The organism is Rahnella bonaserana (genome assembly GCF_019049675.1).
GTDB classification, from domain to species: domain Bacteria; phylum Pseudomonadota; class Gammaproteobacteria; order Enterobacterales; family Enterobacteriaceae; genus Rahnella; species Rahnella bonaserana.
The window spans coordinates 1-18,567 of sequence record NZ_JAFMOW010000056.1 but is presented as its reverse complement, the minus strand read 5'-3'; the positions used below and the strand labels follow the sequence as shown (position 1 = coordinate 18,567).

The following is an 18,567-nucleotide window of genomic DNA, read 5'->3' as shown; positions in this document are numbered from 1 at the left end:
CTCAGTGTTAGGCGACAGCAAACATCACGTACAGACCCAGACCAACCGCAATCATTGGGATTGCATCGACCAGACCCATAACGATAAAGAACTGTGTACGCAACAGAGGGATCAGGTCAGGCTGACGTGCAGCACCTTCCAAGAATTTACCACCCAAGATGCCGATACCGATTGCAGCACCGATTGCCGCCAGGCCCATCATCACAGCGGCAGCCATGTACAGCAGATCCATACTCAGGTTTTCCATGACAGTCTCCAGTTTGTTTCAGTTAAAACGCAGTAGTGTTGAAAGAAAATCAGTGTTTTTCAGATGCCATCGAGAGATAGACAATCGTCAGAACCATGAAAATAAAGGCTTGTAGCGTAATGATCAGGATGTGGAAAATGGCCCAAGGCACATTCAGAACCCACTGTGACCACCACGGTAACAGGCCAGCAATAAGGATGAAGATCAACTCACCCGCATACATATTGCCAAACAGTCGCAGACCCAGTGAAACTGGTTTAGACAGCAGGCTGACACCTTCAAGAATCAGGTTAATCGGAATGAAAACCGGATGATTGAATGGCTGCATTGTCAGTTCTTTAATGAAACCGCCAAAGCCTTTCATCTTAATGCTATAGAAAAGAATCAGAATGAATACGCCAAGTGCCATGGACAACGTGATGTTCACGTCAGCCGTAGGAACCACACGCAACGCTGGCAGACCAAGGAGATGCTCACCGATAAATGGCAGCAAATCGATTGGCAGCAAATCCATCAGGTTCATCATAAACACCCAGACGAAGACGGTCAGCGCGAGAGGTGCAATCACTTTGCTCTTACCGTGATACATGTCACGCACGCTGCTGTCGACGAAACCAACGACCAGTTCAACTGCGGTTTGCAGTTTACCCGGGACACCGCTGGTGGCGTTTTTGGCTACGCGATGGAAAATAACCAGAAAGAGTACTCCGAGGAACACGGAGAAAAACATCGAATCGATGTTAATCGACCAGAATCCCGTCCCGATCTGAAGCTGAGTCAGATGGTGACCGATATACTCTTGTGGAGTAGAGATTTCTCCTGATGCAGACATGATGCCTCTTACCCTTTAGTAGTTAAGTACGGTAACTGTTAATGACGGCCGGTGCCAAAATCTGAGTCATCAACACCGATAAATAGGCCAACCCCAACGGAGCAAATGCCGCCTTAAACAGGCCAAGTGCGATAACCATTAAGATCACCGTAACCAGCACCTTCAGCGCTTCTCCGATAGCAAAGGACCAGGCAACCCGTCCAGAGACCGTTGTTTGCGCCTGATGGCGCCATGCAAACAGCATGAACAGTACATTTGGCACCCAGGCGGCCAACCCACCCATAAGAGCCGATGTGGTCCATTCCAGGCTTTTAAAACCAAATACTGCACTGAGCAGAACAAAGGTCAATAACTGCAGTATCAACAGCTTTCTGGCAACCTTCACACTATTTGTACTGTGTAAAATACCGGATACAGACATGACGTTTGTTCTCTCCGTATCAAGTACCTAGCTGGAGGTAGACTGAATGCCGTATATCACTGCCTTTACTGTTTTGAGTCAAGCAGCAAAAACCGAGCAAATTATACGGGGCACAGGGACGAATTCAATGGATAAGTAGCGAAAAGGTGAACAATTATTTAAATTTTCCCCTTCACGACTATTTTGACAACCAAACTATAGCTGAATTTGCCCTTTTTGGTTTGATACGGTTATTTCATCACCCGACAAAGAAGCGTGCACTGGATCACATAATTAACTCAGGACACTTTATATACCCTGCATAGTTTGAATGTCTTTAGCTAATCAGGCCTTTTAAAACCTTTATAAATCAATTTGTTAATAAAACACTGTTCGTTAAACAAACTTATTTAAAAATAACCACGACTTATTGACACAACAACCCAACAAATAACAACATTTTCATTACAACTTGAATATCCACCGGTTGATGAACGTTCAATTTCAAAAGTGACTATTACAGTCCGGATTAAAATAAAAACATCTCTGAAATGCTATCAGTCTGTAAAAAAGCGGTGATAGTGGGATTGCCACCGCTATATAATTAGCCTGCTCATTTTAACTGTGTTAACACAGGCATTTTTTAAATATTATTTGATAAAACGCAACTTTAGTTAGAGCGAAGAATGACGAGATGACGTTCTCCGTCAAGTTCTGGTACCTGCAATTTTATGACAGATTCCAGAGTGATACCTTCCGGCAATGCAGCCAGCTCATCATCAGGACTGACTCCTTTTAAGGCGTAAAAACGCCCCTGCCCTTTCTGCGGCAGGTGATGACACCAGGAGAGCATATCCTGCAAAGAAGCAAAAGCACGGCTGATCACCCCATCAAACGGCGGCTCTGGCTCAAACTCTTCCACCCGGCTTTGTACCGGTTCGATATTTTTCAGCCCCAGTTCATGCTGAACCTGACGCAGGAAGCGTACGCGCTTACCCAGGCTGTCCAGCAGCGTGAAATGTGAATCAGGCCGCACAATGGCGAGAGGAACGCCTGGCAGACCTGGGCCGGTCCCGACATCAATGAAACGACTGCCTTGCAGGTGTTCATTCACAACGATGCTGTCCATGATGTGACGCACCAGCATCTGCATCGGGTCACGAACTGATGTCAGGTTGTAGGCCTTGTTCCACTTATGCAGCAGTTCAACATAGCCAATCAGTTGCTGTTTTTGCTGATCGGGTAACGCTATTCCTGCCGCAGCAAGCAGCGAGTCCAGTTTCTTTTGCACAGTGAATCCTCAGACAGAGTCGATATTCCGGGAACAGCCCGGTAGAGAAATGATAAAACACTCAGAAAGATGGGAAAAGTAAGAACTGACCGCCGCTTTGGCGACAAAGGGCGGTCATAAGAGATGTGATTTATGCGCTTCGGCGCAGTAAGCCTTGTTTTTTAAGCCAGATCAGCAAAATCGAGATGGCCGCCGGCGTAATTCCAGAGATCCGCGATGCCTGACCAATGGAAGTCGGCTTGTGATCGTTAAGCTTGGCGATCACTTCATTTGAAAGACCATTCACCTGGCGGTAATCAAGATCAACCGGCAGCACGGTGTTTTCGTTACGCTGCTGTTTTTCTATCTCTTCCTGCTGACGGGCAATATAGCCTTCATATTTGATCTGAATTTCAACCTGTTCCGCCGCCTGTACATCAGGAACTGAAGGCGCGAACGGGGAAAGACGGGTGATCAGCTCATAGGTCATTTCAGGACGACGCAGTAACTCTTCCGCACTGGCTTCTTTAGAAAGCGGAGCAGAAAGATGCGCGTTAATTTCTTCAACCTGTGCATGGTGCGGGTTCACCCAGATACCACGCAGGCGCTGACGTTCCTGTTCGATCATTTCCAGTTTTTCGTTGAAGCGTGCCCAGCGTGCATCATCAACCAGACCTAATTCACGGCCTTTTTCAGTCAGACGTAAATCGGCATTATCTTCACGGAGCATCAGGCGGTACTCAGCACGTGATGTAAACATGCGGTACGGTTCTTTGGTGCCCAGCGTACACAAGTCATCAACCAACACACCAAGATAAGCCTGATCGCGACGCGGTGCCCAGCCTTCCTGCTCAGTAGCAAAACGGGCAGCGTTCATGCCCGCCAGCAGGCCCTGTGCAGCGGCTTCTTCGTAACCGGTGGTGCCGTTGATTTGCCCGGCAAAGAACAGACCGGCGATAAATTTGCTTTCCAGCGTCGGTTTCAAATCACGCGGATCGAAGAAATCGTATTCGATCGCGTAACCCGGACGAACGATGACGGCATTTTCCATCCCCTGCATAGACCGGACGATTTGCATCTGCACATCGAATGGCAGGCTGGTGGAAATTCCGTTCGGATAAACTTCATTGCTGGTCAGGCCTTCCGGTTCAAGGAAGATCTGATGAGAATTGCGATCAGCAAAACGCATGACTTTATCTTCGATCGACGGGCAGTAACGCGGGCCGATCCCTTCGATGATCCCGGCATACATCGGGCTGCGATCCAGGTTATTACGGATCACGTCATGGGTTTTTTCGTTGGTATAGGTCATGTAACACGGGATCTGGCGCGGATGTTGCGACACGTTGCCCATGAATGAGAATACCGGCGCGGGAGTATCACCGTGTTGTTGTGCCAGCACGCTGAAATCAATGGAGCGGGCATCGATACGCGGAGGTGTACCGGTTTTAAGACGGTTAACGCGTAAAGGTAATTCACGCAGGCGCTGGGACAAGGAGATCGCAGGAGGATCCCCTGCACGACCGCCACTGTAGTTCTCCAGACCGATGTGGATCTTCCCATCCAGGAAGGTACCGACAGTCAGCACCACCGATTTGGCGCGGAATTTCAGCCCCATTTTAGTCACAGCACCCACTACACGATCGTTTTCGACGATCAGGTCTTCAACAGGTTGCTGGAAGATCATCAGGTTTGGCTGGTTTTCCAGTGCAGTGCGTACTGCCTGGCGATACAAAACGCGGTCAGCCTGAGCACGGGTTGCTCTGACGGCCGGGCCTTTGCTCGCGTTTAGTATCCTAAACTGAATGCCCGCATGATCGATAGCCGTAGCCATCAGTCCGCCCAGTGCGTCCACTTCTTTTACCAGATGTCCTTTCCCGATCCCGCCAATTGCCGGGTTACACGACATCTGTCCCAGCGTGTCGATATTGTGGGTTAATAATAAGGTCTGACGTCCCATACGGGCAGAAGCCATGGCGGCTTCAGTACCTGCATGACCACCACCTATGATGATGACGTCAAATTGATCCGGATAAAACATGCGACTGCACCTCGGCGTTCAAGCGAACTTTCTTTGTATGGCGTTGGGAGGAGGGATTCTACTCAAGTTTTGAGCTTCCACAAGTCCCCGGGGATCTTCACTAATTAAAAGAAGATCTTTTTTATTTAAAGATCTCTTATTAATACTTCTATTAGGATCGCGATCCTCTGTGCATAAGTCTTTTTTGTTCATGAAGATCAGTATGCTAAGAAGGATCGAATGCTGTGAATGATCGGTGATCCTGGACAGTATAAGCTGGGATCAGAAGTGAGAGTTATGCACAGCATGAAAAGCGTACAGGAGTTGTTAGAGGGATAACTACGGGTTTTACCCTGCTTTTAAGCATAGTTATCCACATCTGATCGCCTGAAATTTACACTTATTTGATCAAATTAATCCAGTTGATCACCCAAACCTCGGCCGGATCCTCAGGAATTTCGTGTTGAGTCACGTCGATCTCAAGACGATCACCGATCCGTTTTGCTCCTAATGACGTCAGTTTTTGATCCAAAGAACTGATCGCGCCACAGAAGGTGTCATATTCACTGCTGCCTAAACCTAATGCGCCAAAGCGTACTTTTGACAGATCAGGTTGCTGATTTTCCAGCTGCTCCATAAAAGGTTGCAGGTTATCAGGCAACTCACCAGCACCGTGTGTCGAGCACACAATCAGCCAGATGCCTTCCTGCGGAACTTCATACAGCTCAGGTCCATGGAACATCTGAGTGGAAAAACCGGCTTCTTCCAGTTTCTCAGCCACGTGTTCTGCTACATATTCGGCACTGCCAAGCGTACTGCCACTGATCAGGGTAATGTCAGACATGATGCTCTCACCCGGGAAAAGGAGGCTATTGTACGCTGTGAATGAGCTGGGATCTACCTGTGGATAATAGGGGTATAGAAATCAGTGCTCAGGGCTGGATGGTACGTGTGATGGGGTTCTGCAGGGAGATCAGCGTCTCGGTCGACTGGATCTCGTCAATCGTCTGGATCTTGTTGATAAGTACCTGCTGAAGGGAATCAATCGAGCGGCACATGATCTTAATAAAAATGCTGTAATGCCCGGTGGTGTAATAGGCTTCGACCACTTCTTCGATACTTTCGAGCTTTTTCAGAGCTGACGGATAATCTTTGGCGCTTTTTAAAATAATGCCGATAAAACAACAGACGTCATAACCCAGTTGTTTGGGATTGACGGTGATATGTGCGCCGGTAATGATGCCCGCCTGCTTCATTTTCTCTACGCGGACATGGATGGTTCCCGGACTGACCGTAAACACTTTTGCCAGTTCTGCATAGGGTGTGCGGGCGTTTTCCATCAATGCATTCAGGATGCCGCGATCCAGCTCATCGAGCTGATAAATTTCAGTCATGGTTCTTTCTCTGTAGGCTTAATTTCGCTGCCAGCGACGTTGTACACGGCTTTTAACCCCGGTATCAAAGCGCCAGATGTGATCGAAGATCCGCAGAATACCCGGCTTGCCATAATGTGACATCGCCAGAGCATGGAAGCGATGCTGCTTTTCTTTTTGCAGCGCCCTGACTTTTCTTTGCACCTCATCAGGCAGGCGCTGGGCGATAAAATCGGAGATAACAATGGCATCGGCATCGTGCCATTGTGGTGAAGCCAGCTTATCCAGCGTGGCATTCAGACAGGCAGCCAGATCGGTACCGCCACGGAAATGCTGTCCCAGAAAGCGCAGGGCCTGATCCAGACCGCCGTTGGACGTCAGTTCATAATGGATCACTTCACTGGCAAACAACATGATGTAACAGCGACGGTTATCCGCCAGAGCAATCTTGAGTAATGCCAGACAGAATGCTTTGGCACATTGTTCGTTAAAACCGCCCATAGAACCCGAGGTATCGACGCAGACTACAAACGGCCCGCGCGGTTGCGGTTCCTGTTGCTGATACACCACCGGCCGTTTGACGATTTTCTCGCGCCAGACATCGCCTTGCAGACGATAGGTCATCAGCCGCTTTTCCAGCAACCGGCGATAAAATTCGTATTCCAGTTCAGGCAGCCCCAGCGTCACCAGTTCCGTCGGCATCAGCCGTAAAATATCATCGCTCTGATGGATACCGTTGACTTCTTCCGGGACCGTTGCAGGCTCACGCACCATCAGCCGGTGCGTTTCCATTTTGGCATCTTCATGCGGGCTGGTTTTGACGGTCTGGCTGCGACCCAGTTGTTCGGCCAGATGCATCAGTTCAGGTTGTTGCTGCAGAAATGCCCCGAAACGTGCCAGCGACTGAATATCGCCGCGCATACGCTTCCCTTTACTCATATCCCAGAGCCGCCCAGCCGCCGTATCGTTCTCTGCTAATAAAGGAGAGAGCTCACTGCTGAGTTCCAGGCGTTGCAGCAGTTCTTCCTGCAACTGTTCCTGCTCCTGCTCCAGCAATTGCTGATGAACGTTCACCGTCTGGAAGGTCAGATTCAGGCGCCAGCGTTGCAGGAACAGTGTCTGGAAGCTGTTGCCCGTTTTGGCAGTGCGGGAGGCTTCATGATTCTCCTGCAACGTGCGGGCTTCCGTCGTGAATGGGGAGCTGAGTCGCACCAGCTCCTCAAGAAGCGCAGGCAGTTCCGACTGAAAAGTGACCGCATCAGTCTGCTGACAATGCTGATAAAGATAGAATTCTTTCGCAAGATCTTCCGGAACGGGGGTTTCGTGGATCCTCTGGCGAAGGCGCATCTTCCATTCGGGAAGATCTTGGGTCAGAGCCCGTTTGAGACGCGGGAATTTCTCGAAGAAAACCGCCATTGCCGGGGCCGCCAGCAGACCGATGATCGATTCCTCAATCAGTTCAGCCTCGCTGATGGCCAGCAGAAGATCCAGAGACTCCAGGCTGAACATAATCAGTGTCCGCTGAACGTCTGTTGCTGATGACGCAACTGCTCAGAAACCTGCAACAGGCTGGCCTCTATTTTTGCCATCCATTCTGCCGGCACAAACAGGCAGTTTTGCTGCTGGCCGAATTCATGCCTTTGCTGTGCCAGTTTTGCGGTGAGATCACTGAGCGTATTTTTCATCTCATCGGGGACGGCAATGTGCTCATTCCCAGGCAAGGTCAGCGGCGTACTCTGACGACTCACATCCAGCACCAGCAATTGCTGTTTATCGTCGATTTCCAAATCAACGGTCTGTACAAAGCCGATGCCATTCAGTTTGGCTTTCAGGACGCCGCCTTTATTAAGCCACTCTTCCAGAACAACGCGTTCAAACAGCAGATGTGTGACTTTAATATCATGCAGATGCAAAGGCGTTTGCAGTAATAAAGTCAGGCTGGTGGTGGTCATCGTGTCCGGCAGCGAATATTGCGGCTTACGGCTGAATATTCCCGCTTTTTTGCCGAGTTTGACTGACTGCCGGGAGCTCTGTTGCTGCTGATGCTGCATCCATTGTTGATTGAGCTGCTGGATTTTCATCAGCAAGTTTTGCTGCTGATAGGCCTGTTCAGTGATCAACTGCTCGATCTGCGTTTGCAGCAGGTTATAAGTGTTCAGATCATGCCATAAGCAGTCTTTAAGCAGGATCAGGTCAACCGGGGTGATCGCATTTCTGCCGCTGAAGAAGGCGCAGGCTTGTAACAGGCGCAGGGCCTTTTTCCAGCGACGATCGGAGACATAGGGCGCGGTATCCAGCGCATCAAGACGCTGGCGCAACTGGAAAATCAGTTCAAAGCAGCTGTCTGAAAGATTAACTTTGTCGATTTCCGGCTGCCATTGTTGATATTCTTCATCGCTGATACTCAGAGACTCTGCGACCGGATTCGTGGTTTCATTATTACTGCTGGTGAGCAGCGAGCGGAAATTTTGCTTATCCTGCACTTTATCCAGCCACAGACGGATAAGCATACGGTCATACAGCGCTTCCAGACCGCCATCGGCTTCGGGTAATTCGTTAGATGCACTGACCAGAAGACGCATCGGAATAGGATCTTCGCGTTCGCCATTACGGAAACGACGTTCGTTGATGGCCGTCAGGAGTGTATTAAGGATGGCAGGGCCTGCTTTCCAGATTTCATCAAGGAAGACAATTTCAGCTTCCGGCAGATAACCTTCGGTCAGACGCAGATAGCGGCCTTCATCTTTAAGGGCCTGAATCGACAGCGGACCAAAGACTTCTTCCGGCGTGGAAAAACGCGTCATAAGATATTCAAACGCGCGGGCGTGACGGAAGGCAAATTTCAGACGGCGGGCAATCAGACTTTTTGCAATACCCGGCGGGCCGAGCAGGAAAACGCTTTCACCGCATAGCGCGGCCAGCAGGCAAAGTCGTATGGCATCCTGCCGCTCGTACAGGCCATGTTCTAGTGCGTTAGCAAGACGGGCGATCCGTTCTGCCAGAAGGGGAGATTGCGCCATACTGTCTCTTCCGGTTTCCATTTAGATGTTGAATAGTGTACTGGGTTCTTAAGAGAAGCCACGATTATTTTTATCGTTATAGCTTGTTGATTACTAAAAATTTTCTATTATCAAAAATGTGACCCCGTTCATCTGAACCCTGGTTTAGCTGCACATTTAAGGGTAGGCAATCTGATTTATTCGTGCATACTGTGCGCCTTTTAGTGGGCATCATATGACTGAGCGCACGCATCGCTTACAGATGTTCGAGCAAAAAAGAAAAGAAACGAAATATGAGCACTGAACACAAACGGTCACTCCCAGCAGTAACCTTGGCCGCCATTGGTGTGGTCTATGGCGACATTGGTACCAGTCCTCTCTATACCTTAAGAGAGTGTTTTTCCGGTCATTATGGTTTCAACGTTGAACCCAGCGTCGTTTTTGGTTTTCTTTCTCTGATTTTCTGGATGTTAATCCTCATTGTTTCGCTCAAGTACCTCACATATGTGATGCGGGCAGACAACGCAGGCGAGGGCGGTATTCTGACGCTGATGTCTCTGGCGGGCAGAAACACCTCGGCGCGCACCACCGCCGTTCTGGTTATTCTCGGCCTGATCGGGGGAAGCTTCTTCTATGGTGAAGTGGTGATCACTCCGGCTATTTCTGTTCTTTCCGCGATGGAAGGTCTGGAAATCGCGGCACCTTCACTTGATCCCTATATTGTCCCTCTTTCTATTACTGTCCTGACGCTGCTTTTCATTATTCAGAAGCACGGTACCGGCATCGTGGGCAAACTGTTTGCACCCGTGATGTTGCTGTGGTTCCTGACGCTCGCCGTTCTCGGCATCAACAGCATCATGCAGAACCCTGAAGTGCTTCGCGCCATGAACCCGATGTGGGCGGTTAACTTCTTTATCGAGCATAAGTCGTTCTCCTTCCTGGCGCTCGGTGCGGTCGTTCTGTCTATTACCGGCGTGGAGGCGCTGTATGCGGATATGGGACACTTCGGGAAATTCCCTATCCGTCTGGCCTGGTTCACCGTCGTGCTGCCTTCTCTGGTGCTGAATTACTTCGGTCAGGGCGCATTGCTGCTCAAAGATCCTGAGTCGATTAAGAACCCGTTCTTCCTGCTGGCGCCTGACTGGGCTTTAATCCCGTTACTGGTGCTGGCGACGCTGGCCACTATTATCGCGTCTCAGGCTGTTATCTCTGGCGTGTTCTCCCTGACACGTCAGGCTGTGCGTCTGGGCTATTTGCCGCCAATGCGCATTATCCACACCTCAGAAATGGAAGCGGGGCAGATTTATATCCCGGCCATTAACTGGCTGCTGTATTTTGCGGTGGTTATTGTGATCGCCAGCTTTGAGCATTCGAGCAATCTGGCGGCTGCGTACGGTATTGCCGTAACCGGTACGATGGTGCTGACCAGTATTCTTTCCTGTACGGTTGCGCTCAAAAACTGGCACTGGAAACCTTTCCTGGTTGGACTTTTGCTGATCGGTCTGCTGTTTATGGATATTCCGCTGTTCGCGGCGAACGCCACTAAACTGTTCTCCGGCGGCTGGTTGCCGCTGACGCTGGGTCTGTGCATGTTTATCGTCATGACCACCTGGAAAAGCGAGCGCTTCCGCCTTATGCGCCGTATGAACGAGCACGGCAACTCTCTGGAAGCGATGATCGCCTCGCTGGAGAAATCTCCGCCGGTTCGTGTTCCGGGAACGGCGGTGTACATGTCGCGCGCCATCAATGTCATTCCTTTTGCCTTGCTGCATAATCTCAAACACAACAAAGTGTTGCATGAGCGCGTGGTACTGCTGACGTTACGTACGGAAGATGCGCCTTATGTGCATAACGTCCGGCGTGTCACCATCGAACAGCTTTCCCCGACGTTCTGGCGTGTGGTAGCGAGTTACGGATTTAAAGAGACGCCGAATGTGGAAGAAGTCTTCCACCGCTGTGGCCTTGAAGGGTTGCCATGCCGGATGATGGAAACCTCATTCTTTATGTCGCATGAATCGCTGATCCTGACAAAACGCCCGTGGTATCTCTACTTTCGTGGCAAACTCTTTATGGCGCTCAGTCGTAACGCCTTACGCGCACCGGATCAGTTTGAAATCCCGCCTAACAGGGTGATCGAACTCGGTACGCAGGTAGAAATCTGATCCTCATTTCTGCCGGTCAAAGGGCACCTTCGGGTGCCCTGTTTTATTTTCGCTTTCTCCTTTCTGAAACGACTAACTCAAATTTCCCTGCGGTTTCTGAATCATTCAGCGAAACGTTTCGACGCTGATCACAATTCCATCACTTGTCCGTTGCCATGTGTGGTGAACTTTATAAACTCATTCGTGAGCGAAACGTTTCGCTGTAGGAGTTCACAATGAAGAAGTCACCGCTGTTAAATGCCGAAATCTCAAATGTTATTGCCCGGTTAGGTCACACCGATCAGCTGGTTATTGGCGATGCCGGACTTCCGGTGCCAGCAGCTTGCCAACGCATCGATCTGGCTCTGACCCAGGGAGTCCCCACCTTTTTACAAGTCTTACAGGTAGTGACACATGAGATGCAGGTTGAGCGGGCTATCCTCGCCGAGGAGATCCTCACTAAAAATCCTCAACTCCATGAAGCGTTGCTCGCCCAATTGACACAACTCGAACAACACCAGGGAAACACCATTGCTTTGGATTACGTCAGTCATGAGACATTCAAAGCGCAAAGCGAAAAAAGTCGGGCTGTGATCCGCAGCGGGGAATGTTCGCCGTACGCGAACGTTATTCTGTGTGCCGGCGTAACCTTCTGAGGCCTTTATGCAACCTTTGCTGCAACTGACAGGCATTGATAAAGCCTTTCCCGGCGTTAAAGCACTTTCCGGCGCGGCGCTCAGCGTCTATCCGGGACGTGTGATGGCGCTGGTGGGAGAAAACGGCGCGGGCAAGTCCACCATGATGAAAGTGCTGACCGGCATCTACCAGAAAGATGCCGGCTCAGTTCATTTTCTTGGTAAGGAAGCGGCATTCAATGGCCCGAAAGCTTCTCAGGAAGCGGGAATTGGCATCATCCATCAGGAACTGAACCTGATCCCCCAGCTGACCATCGCTGAAAACATCTTCCTGGGCCGTGAGTTTGTGAACGGTTTTGGCCGCATCAACTGGAAAAAGATGTATGCCGAAGCCGATAAACTGCTGGCGCGCCTGAACCTGCGCTACAAAAGCGATCGTCTGGTTGGTGAATTATCAATTGGCGACCAGCAGATGGTCGAAATTGCCAAGGTGCTGAGCTTTGAGTCCAAAGTCATCATCATGGATGAACCGACGGATGCCCTGACCGACACTGAAACTGCCTCTTTATTTAGCGTGATCCGTGAGCTGAAAGCCGCAGGCTGTGGCGTGGTGTATATCTCCCACCGCATGAAAGAAATCTTCGAAATCTGCGACGACGTAACGGTATTCCGTGACGGGCAGTTTATCGCTGAGCGGCCAGTCAGTTCGCTGGAAGAAGACTCGCTGATTGAAATGATGGTCGGTCGTCGCCTCGAAGAACAGTATCCGCGTATTAATCATCAGCGTGGTGCGCTGCGTCTGCAGGTGCGTGATGTCAGCGGGCCGGGTGTGGATAACGTCAGTTTTGATTTGTACAGCGGCGAAATTCTGGGAATTTCCGGTTTGATGGGCGCTGGCCGTACCGAACTGATGAAAATCCTCTACGGCGCATTACCGCGTAAAAGTGGTTATGTGGCACTCGATGGCCGCGAAGTGGTCACGCATTCACCCCAGGACGGGCTGGCGAACGGCATCGTTTATATCTCTGAAGATCGTAAGCGCGATGGCCTGGTGCTCGGCATGTCCGTGAAAGAAAACATGTCACTGACCGCGCTGCGCTATTTCAGCCACGGTGGCGGACGTCTCAAGCATGCGGAAGAACAGCAGGCCGTCGGCGACTTTATCCGCCTCTTCAATATTAAAACGCCGTCGATGATGCAGACCATTGGCCTGCTTTCCGGTGGTAATCAGCAAAAAGTGGCAATTGCCCGCGGATTAATGACGCGGCCAAAAGTCCTGATCCTCGACGAACCGACGCGTGGCGTTGACGTCGGTGCCAAAAAAGAGATTTACCAGCTTATAAACCAGTTCAAGCGCGAAGGGCTGAGCATCATTTTGGTTTCCTCTGAAATGCCGGAAGTGATCGGCATGAGTGACCGGGTTTTAGTGATGCATGAAGGTCATTTAAGCGGTGAATTCCCGATAGAACAGGCTACGCAAGAAGTGTTGATGGCAGCCGCTGTCGGCAAGCAATACGGCGTGACGCAGGAGTAATCAGATATGAGTTCTCAGACATTGCCAGCCAAAAAGCGCTGGATCAGTAAAGAGTGGTTGTTGGAGCAAAAGTCTCTGATTGCGCTGCTGGTGTTGATTGCCGTGGTTTCTTCTATGAGCCCGAATTTCTTCACGCTCAATAACCTGTTTAACATTCTTCAGCAGACGTCGGTTAACGCCATTATGGCGGTCGGCATGACGCTGGTGATCCTCACCTCGGGTATCGATTTATCCGTCGGCTCTCTGCTGGCGCTGACCGGGGCGGTGGCGGCCTCGATTGTTGGCCTGGAAGTGAATGCATTAGTCGCGGTGGCTGGGGCATTAGCATTGGGTGCCGCCGTCGGTGCGGTGACCGGGATGATTGTCGCCAAAGGTAAGGTGCAGGCGTTCATCGCCACGCTGGTCATGATGTTGCTGCTGCGCGGTATCACCATGGTGTACACCAACGGCAGCCCGATCAGCACCGGTTTTAATGATGTCGCTGATGTCTTTGGCTGGTTTGGTATCGGCCGCCCGCTGGGCATTCCGACGCCGGTCTGGCTGATGGCGGTAGTGTTTATTGCGGCCTGGTACATGCTGCATCACACCCGCTTAGGACGCTATATCTACGCGCTGGGCGGTAACGAATCCGCGACGCGTCTGTCAGGTATCAGCGTCGATAAAGTCAAAATTATCGTCTACTCCCTGTGTGGTTTGTTAGCGGCTCTGGCCAGTATCATCGAAGTGGCGCGCCTGTCTTCTGCGCAGCCTAACGCCGGTACAGGTTACGAGCTGGATGCGATTGCCGCGGTGGTATTAGGGGGAACCAGCCTGTCCGGGGGTAAAGGACGCATTGTTGGAACGCTGATCGGTGCGCTGATCCTTGGCTTCCTGAATAACGGTTTGAACTTATTAGGTGTTTCTTCCTACTACCAGATGATCGTAAAAGCAGTTGTCATCCTGCTGGCGGTACTGGTGGATAACAAAAGCAACAAATAACCTCTCCTACAGGACTTATGACCATGAATATGAAAAAACTGGCTGTCTGGGTTTCCGCCGCAGCGATCACCGCTTCTTTCAGTGCTAACGTTCTGGCGAAAGACACTATTGCGCTGGTCGTTTCAACTCTGAACAACCCGTTCTTTGTTTCCATGAAAGACGGCGCGCAAAAAGAAGCGGACAAACTGGGTTACAACCTGGTGGTTCTTGATTCTCAGAACAACCCGGCGAAAGAACTGGCTAACGTTCAGGACCTGACCGTTCGCGGCACCAAACTGATGCTGATCAATCCGACAGATTCTGATGCGGTAGGTAACGCTGTTGCGATGGCAAACCAGGCGAAAATCCCGGTGATCACCCTTGACCGTCAGGCAACCAAAGGTGTCGTTGCCAGCCACGTGGCTTCTGATAACGCCTTCGGCGGTAAAATGGCCGGTGATTACATCGCCAAGAAACTGGGCGAAAATGCCAAAGTTATCGAACTGGAAGGTATCGCCGGTACTTCAGTTGCCCGTGAACGTGGTAAAGGCTTCGCTCAGGCGGCTGAAAAACATCACTTCCAGATCCTCGCCAGCCAGCCTGCTGACTTCGACCGCACCAAAGGTCTGAACGTTATGCAGAACCTGCTGACCGCGCATCAGGATGTGCAGGCTGTTTTCGCTCAGAACGATGAAATGGCGCTGGGTGCACTGCGTGCCCTGCAGACTGCCGGTAAGACTGACGTGCTGGTCGTCGGTTTTGACGGCACCGAAGACGGTATTAAAGCGGTTAACAGCGGTAAAATGGGCGCGACTGTGGCACAGCGTCCTGAGCAAATCGGTGTAATCGGTGTTCAGACTGCAGATAAAGTGCTGAAAGGCGAGAAAGTGCCGGCTGTTATCCCGGTTGATTTGAAACTGGTTGCTCAGCCGTAATACCTTCTTTATCTACGCGGTAACTGCGCCTCCTGGTGGAGGCGCTATTTAACTCAGGGATCTCCACATGAAAACCGGCAAACTGGTGGTACTCGGCAGTATCAACGCTGACCACATTCTGAATATCAACCACTTCCCGCAACCGGGCGAAACGGTTATCGGTAAGCAATACACCCTGGCCTTTGGTGGCAAAGGGGCGAATCAGGCTGTTGCAGCCGGTCGCAGTGGTGCTGATATTTCGTTTATTGCCTGTGTGGGAGATGACGATATTGGTGAGCGCGTTCGTAAACAGCTGGCCAGTGACCATATTGATACGCAATCCATCGAAGCCATTAAAGACTCAACCACCGGCGTTGCACTGATTTTCGTGAATGCGGAAGGTGAGAACGTTATCGGTATCGATGCGGGGGCGAATAAAGCTGTGACGCCGGAATACCTTGATCGCTATAAACAGCAGGTCATCGGTGCTTCTGCTTTATTAATGCAGCTGGAATCGCCGCTTGAGACAGTGATTGCCGCAGCGAAGATTGCCAAAGACAACGACACGCAGGTGATCCTCAACCCGGCTCCGGCCTGTGAATTGCCAGATGAGTTGCTGGCGCGGGTGGATATGATTACCCCGAACGAAACCGAAGCTGAAAAGCTGACGGGGATTAAAGTCGACAGTAATGAAGATGCTGCCCGCGCTGCAAAAGCGTTGCATGATAAAGGCATTGCTACCGTCATCATTACCTTAGGCAGTAAAGGCGTCTGGCTGAGTCAGAACGGTGAAGGGAAGTTAGTGGCAGGATTCCGTGTAAAAGCCGTCGATACCATTGCCGCCGGTGATACCTTTAACGGCGCGCTGGTGACGGCATTGCTGGAAGGCAAGCCGATGGACAGCGCGGTGCGTTTTGCTCATGCTGCCGCGGCGATTGCCGTGACGCGTCCGGGCGCGCAACCTTCCGTACCGTGGCGTAAAGAAATCGACGATTTTCTTGCACAACAGGAGGCCTGATTGGCCACCATGAAAGATGTCGCCCGCCTTGCGGGCGTTTCAACCTCTACCGTTTCTCATGTCATTAACAAGAATCGTTTTGTCAGTGAATCTATCGCTGACAAAGTGAATGCCGCCGTTGAACAACTTAACTACGCGCCTTCCGCGTTAGCGCGCAGCCTGAAACTGAACCAGACACGTACCCTCGGCATGTTGCTTACCGCCAGCAGCAACCCTTTCTATTCAGAAGTGGTGCGCGGCGTCGAGCGCAGTTGCTATGAACGCGGATACAGTCTGATTTTATGTAATACCGACAATGATGCAGAACGCATGAACCGTAGCCTGGAAACGTTGTTGCAAAAGCGAGTCGACGGGCTGCTTATCATGTGTACTGAAAACCACCGACCTTCTAAAGAAGCTATCAGCCGTTATCCGTCATTACCGATTGTGATGATGGACTGGTCACCTTTTGATGGCGCCATCGATATTATTCAGGATAACGCATTGTTAGGCGGCGAAATGGCGACGGATTTTTTGATCCGTCAGGGATATCAGCGTATCGCCTGCATTACCGGCCCTTTAGATAAAACCACCGCGCAGGAACGGTTGAGTGGTTATCGTCAGGCCATGGATAAAGCCGGTCTGAAGATTTTGCCCGGTTATGAAGTGAGTGGTGATTTTGAGTTTGAAGGCGGATTAGCCGCGATGGAGCGGTTGCTGGCGCTGCCCGAACCGCCGCATGCCGTTTTTGCCGGCAATGACGCAATGGCGGTTGGCGTATATCAGGCGCTTTATCAGCGCGGATTGCGTGTTCCAGATGATGTCGCCGTTATAGGGTACGATGATATTCAATTGGCGCAGTATATGATGCCGCCACTGACTACGATTCATCAGCCTAAAGACTCACTGGGTGAACTGGCCGTCGATGCTTTATTACACCGGTTGCAGGCCCCTGATTCAGAGCCGCAGGTTTTGGTTCTTACACCGGAACTGGTGGTGCGTCAGTCTGTTGGTTCATTCATCGGCAAGTAATAACCTCTGGCATTCCAGAAGAGCGGCATTGGCGTCTCCAGTCACAATGGCATTCGCCAGCCGCTGGTGATGTTCCAGCTTAATCACTTCATTGCCGGTAATCGCCCGAAAATAGCTCTGATACACCGAACTGAACAAATTTGAGAAAGATGTCAGGAAGGGATTCTTACCCGCTTCATAGATAAGCTGATGAAACTGGGTATCGACCGTTATCCATCGTTCCCGATCAAAGCTGTTATGCAGTTGGCGCATTTCATACATATAGAGAGAGAGCTGATGTTTTTGTTCTTCACTTGCAGACAGTGCGGCTAACGCACAAGCCTGAGGTTCGAGTGCCCGGCGCAGAACGATAAAATGCGCCATCACCTGATCGAAGTTTTCGCGGGTCATCCACCAGGTCAGTAATTCCTGATCAAGGAAGTTCCAGCTCGATTGCGGCATTACCCGGGTACCAATCCGCGGACGGGGTAAAAGCATCCCTTTTGCGGTCAGTGTTTTTACTGCTTCACGTACAGCTGTCCGGCTGACGCCAAAAATCTCCCCTAACTCATTCTCGCCAGGAAGGATTGCACCTTCCGGATATTCGCCAGACAAAACGCGTTGTGCAATTTTCTCTGCCAGCAGATAAGAAAGGTTACGTTGAGCTGCTTGTTGATGCGCATTAAGTAGCATGTAAGCTATTCCTGAATGTCTTTCTCTTATTATAAAGGAAAGTTTACTCCAGCCCTTGGCCAAAAATTGGCACTTTTTCAGCGTAAAGTGGTGGTTGTTTATCCATTTCGGGCGAAATTGTTGCTTTTGTGAACGGTCGATAAAAAAAGTGAAATTAGGGGTTGCGGCCTTCTGAGAACTCCCTATAATGCGCCTCCACTGACCGGGAACAACGACTCCTCTAACGAGAACCAAGTCGCCCAGTCAGGAAGAATCAACCCGGTGAAAACACCGCATCTTGCAAAAGAAAATGGTTGACTCTTCAGGGAGAAAGAGTATTATCTGCCTCCCACGTTGCTGAGTTAAGTCTCGCAACGTACGCTCTTTAACAATTTATCAGACAATCTGTGTGGGCACTCACAAGACGATATCAGCCACTTCGGTGGCAAAAAATATCAAGTCTTAGAGTGACCAAGCAGTAATTCATTTAGTTGAATTATTACGAAGTAATCTCTGAGCACCGCTTAACTTGTTTAAGCAAATCGAACTTTTAATTGAAGAGTTT

17 protein-coding genes are annotated in these 18,567 nt (G+C 50.5%); 7 read left to right on the top strand and 10 right to left on the bottom strand.

What is annotated here, in order from left to right; translation table 11 throughout:
• Positions 1 to 7: 7 nt before the first annotated feature.
• From atpE to ravA, 9 genes are all read right to left on the bottom strand, one after another.
• Positions 8 to 247 carry a F0F1 ATP synthase subunit C gene (atpE, locus tag J1778_RS06170; protein WP_004093904.1) on the bottom strand — a complete coding sequence of 80 codons (240 nt, stop codon included), beginning with the start codon at positions 245 to 247 and terminating at the stop codon, positions 8 to 10.
• A gap of 49 nt (positions 248 to 296) precedes the next feature.
• Positions 297 to 1,079: a F0F1 ATP synthase subunit A gene (atpB, locus tag J1778_RS06165; protein ID WP_217172429.1), complete on the bottom strand. Its 783-nt coding sequence runs from the start codon at positions 1,077 to 1,079 to the stop codon at positions 297 to 299.
• Positions 1,080 to 1,101: 22 nt separating this feature from the next.
• Positions 1,102 to 1,500, bottom strand: a complete 399-nt coding sequence (gene atpI, locus J1778_RS06160) for a F0F1 ATP synthase subunit I (RefSeq protein WP_013577678.1) — start codon at positions 1,498 to 1,500, stop codon at positions 1,102 to 1,104.
• Positions 1,501 to 2,149: 649 nt separating this feature from the next.
• Positions 2,150 to 2,770, bottom strand: coding sequence for a 16S rRNA (guanine(527)-N(7))-methyltransferase RsmG (gene rsmG, locus J1778_RS06155; protein ID WP_217172428.1), 621 nt, complete (start codon positions 2,768 to 2,770; stop codon positions 2,150 to 2,152).
• Between the two features lie 130 nt (positions 2,771 to 2,900).
• Positions 2,901 to 4,790, bottom strand: a complete 1,890-nt coding sequence (mnmG, locus tag J1778_RS06150) for a tRNA uridine-5-carboxymethylaminomethyl(34) synthesis enzyme MnmG (RefSeq protein WP_217172427.1) — start codon at positions 4,788 to 4,790, stop codon at positions 2,901 to 2,903.
• Between the two features lie 379 nt (positions 4,791 to 5,169).
• The gene (gene mioC, locus J1778_RS06145) at positions 5,170 to 5,613 is read right to left on the bottom strand and encodes an FMN-binding protein MioC (RefSeq protein ID WP_217172426.1); all 444 of its coding nucleotides are present in this window, start codon (positions 5,611 to 5,613) and stop codon (positions 5,170 to 5,172) included.
• Between the two features lie 88 nt (positions 5,614 to 5,701).
• Complete coding sequence (gene asnC / locus J1778_RS06140; RefSeq protein ID WP_217172425.1) at positions 5,702 to 6,163, bottom strand: transcriptional regulator AsnC; 462 nt, start codon at positions 6,161 to 6,163, stop codon at positions 5,702 to 5,704.
• Between the two features lie 18 nt (positions 6,164 to 6,181).
• The gene (viaA, locus tag J1778_RS06135; RefSeq protein ID WP_217172424.1) at positions 6,182 to 7,651 is read right to left on the bottom strand and encodes an ATPase RavA stimulator ViaA; all 1,470 of its coding nucleotides are present in this window, start codon (positions 7,649 to 7,651) and stop codon (positions 6,182 to 6,184) included.
• 2 nt (positions 7,652 to 7,653) lie between these two features.
• Entirely contained in the window at positions 7,654 to 9,162 is a 1,509-nt protein-coding gene (gene ravA / locus J1778_RS06130) for an ATPase RavA (protein ID WP_217172423.1), read from the bottom strand.
• Positions 9,163 to 9,434: 272 nt separating this feature from the next.
• Between ravA and kup the strand changes: the two genes are divergently transcribed.
• The 7 genes from kup to rbsR all read left to right on the top strand — a co-directional run bounded on the left by kup (position 9,435) and on the right by rbsR (position 17,351).
• Positions 9,435 to 11,303: a low affinity potassium transporter Kup gene (kup, locus tag J1778_RS06125; protein ID WP_217172422.1), complete on the top strand. Its 1,869-nt coding sequence runs from the start codon at positions 9,435 to 9,437 to the stop codon at positions 11,301 to 11,303.
• A 215-nt stretch (positions 11,304 to 11,518) separates the two neighbouring features.
• The gene (gene rbsD / locus J1778_RS06120; protein WP_217172421.1) at positions 11,519 to 11,938 is read left to right on the top strand and encodes a D-ribose pyranase; all 420 of its coding nucleotides are present in this window, start codon (positions 11,519 to 11,521) and stop codon (positions 11,936 to 11,938) included.
• Between the two features lie 7 nt (positions 11,939 to 11,945).
• Positions 11,946 to 13,451, top strand: coding sequence for a ribose ABC transporter ATP-binding protein RbsA (rbsA, locus tag J1778_RS06115; protein WP_217172420.1), 1,506 nt, complete (start codon positions 11,946 to 11,948; stop codon positions 13,449 to 13,451).
• Positions 13,452 to 13,457: 6 nt separating this feature from the next.
• Entirely contained in the window at positions 13,458 to 14,429 is a 972-nt protein-coding gene (gene rbsC, locus J1778_RS06110) for a ribose ABC transporter permease (protein ID WP_217172419.1), read from the top strand.
• 23 nt (positions 14,430 to 14,452) lie between these two features.
• Positions 14,453 to 15,343, top strand: coding sequence for a ribose ABC transporter substrate-binding protein RbsB (gene rbsB, locus J1778_RS06105; RefSeq protein ID WP_112290844.1), 891 nt, complete (start codon positions 14,453 to 14,455; stop codon positions 15,341 to 15,343).
• 67 nt (positions 15,344 to 15,410) lie between these two features.
• A complete protein-coding gene (rbsK, locus tag J1778_RS06100; RefSeq protein ID WP_217172418.1) occupies positions 15,411 to 16,340 on the top strand; it encodes a ribokinase in 930 nt (309 codons plus the stop codon).
• On the top strand, positions 16,341 to 17,351 hold the full coding sequence (rbsR, locus tag J1778_RS06095; protein WP_217172417.1) for a ribose operon transcriptional repressor RbsR: 1,011 nt from the start codon (positions 16,341 to 16,343) through the stop codon (positions 17,349 to 17,351).
• On the opposite strand, the gene J1778_RS06090 is transcribed toward rbsR, so the two are convergent.
• Entirely contained in the window at positions 17,334 to 18,023 is a 690-nt protein-coding gene (locus J1778_RS06090; protein WP_217172416.1) for a FadR/GntR family transcriptional regulator, read from the bottom strand. The genes rbsR and J1778_RS06090 overlap by 18 nt on opposite strands.
• Between the last annotated feature and the right edge of the window lie 544 nt (positions 18,024 to 18,567).

Bases quoted from the DNA above. Each gene is read 5' to 3' on its own strand.
- atpE (WP_004093904.1), bottom strand. From the start codon at position 247: ATGGAAAACCTGAGTATGGATCTGCTGTACATGGCTGCCGCTGTGATG.
- atpB (WP_217172429.1), bottom strand. From the start codon at position 1,079: ATGTCTGCATCAGGAGAAATCTCTACTCCACAAGAGTATATCGGTCAC.
- atpI (WP_013577678.1), bottom strand. From the start codon at position 1,500: ATGTCTGTATCCGGTATTTTACACAGTACAAATAGTGTGAAGGTTGCC.
- mnmG (WP_217172427.1), bottom strand. From the start codon at position 4,790: ATGTTTTATCCGGATCAATTTGACGTCATCATCATAGGTGGTGGTCAT.
- mioC (WP_217172426.1), bottom strand. From the start codon at position 5,613: ATGTCTGACATTACCCTGATCAGTGGCAGTACGCTTGGCAGTGCCGAA.
- asnC (WP_217172425.1), bottom strand. From the start codon at position 6,163: ATGACTGAAATTTATCAGCTCGATGAGCTGGATCGCGGCATCCTGAAT.
- viaA (WP_217172424.1), bottom strand. From the start codon at position 7,651: ATGTTCAGCCTGGAGTCTCTGGATCTTCTGCTGGCCATCAGCGAGGCT.
- ravA (WP_217172423.1), bottom strand. From the start codon at position 9,162: ATGGCGCAATCTCCCCTTCTGGCAGAACGGATCGCCCGTCTTGCTAAC.
- kup (WP_217172422.1), top strand. From the start codon at position 9,435: ATGAGCACTGAACACAAACGGTCACTCCCAGCAGTAACCTTGGCCGCC.
- rbsD (WP_217172421.1), top strand. From the start codon at position 11,519: ATGAAGAAGTCACCGCTGTTAAATGCCGAAATCTCAAATGTTATTGCC.
- rbsA (WP_217172420.1), top strand. From the start codon at position 11,946: ATGCAACCTTTGCTGCAACTGACAGGCATTGATAAAGCCTTTCCCGGC.
- rbsC (WP_217172419.1), top strand. From the start codon at position 13,458: ATGAGTTCTCAGACATTGCCAGCCAAAAAGCGCTGGATCAGTAAAGAG.
- rbsB (WP_112290844.1), top strand. From the start codon at position 14,453: ATGAATATGAAAAAACTGGCTGTCTGGGTTTCCGCCGCAGCGATCACC.
- rbsK (WP_217172418.1), top strand. From the start codon at position 15,411: ATGAAAACCGGCAAACTGGTGGTACTCGGCAGTATCAACGCTGACCAC.
- J1778_RS06090 (WP_217172416.1), bottom strand. From the start codon at position 18,023: ATGCTACTTAATGCGCATCAACAAGCAGCTCAACGTAACCTTTCTTAT.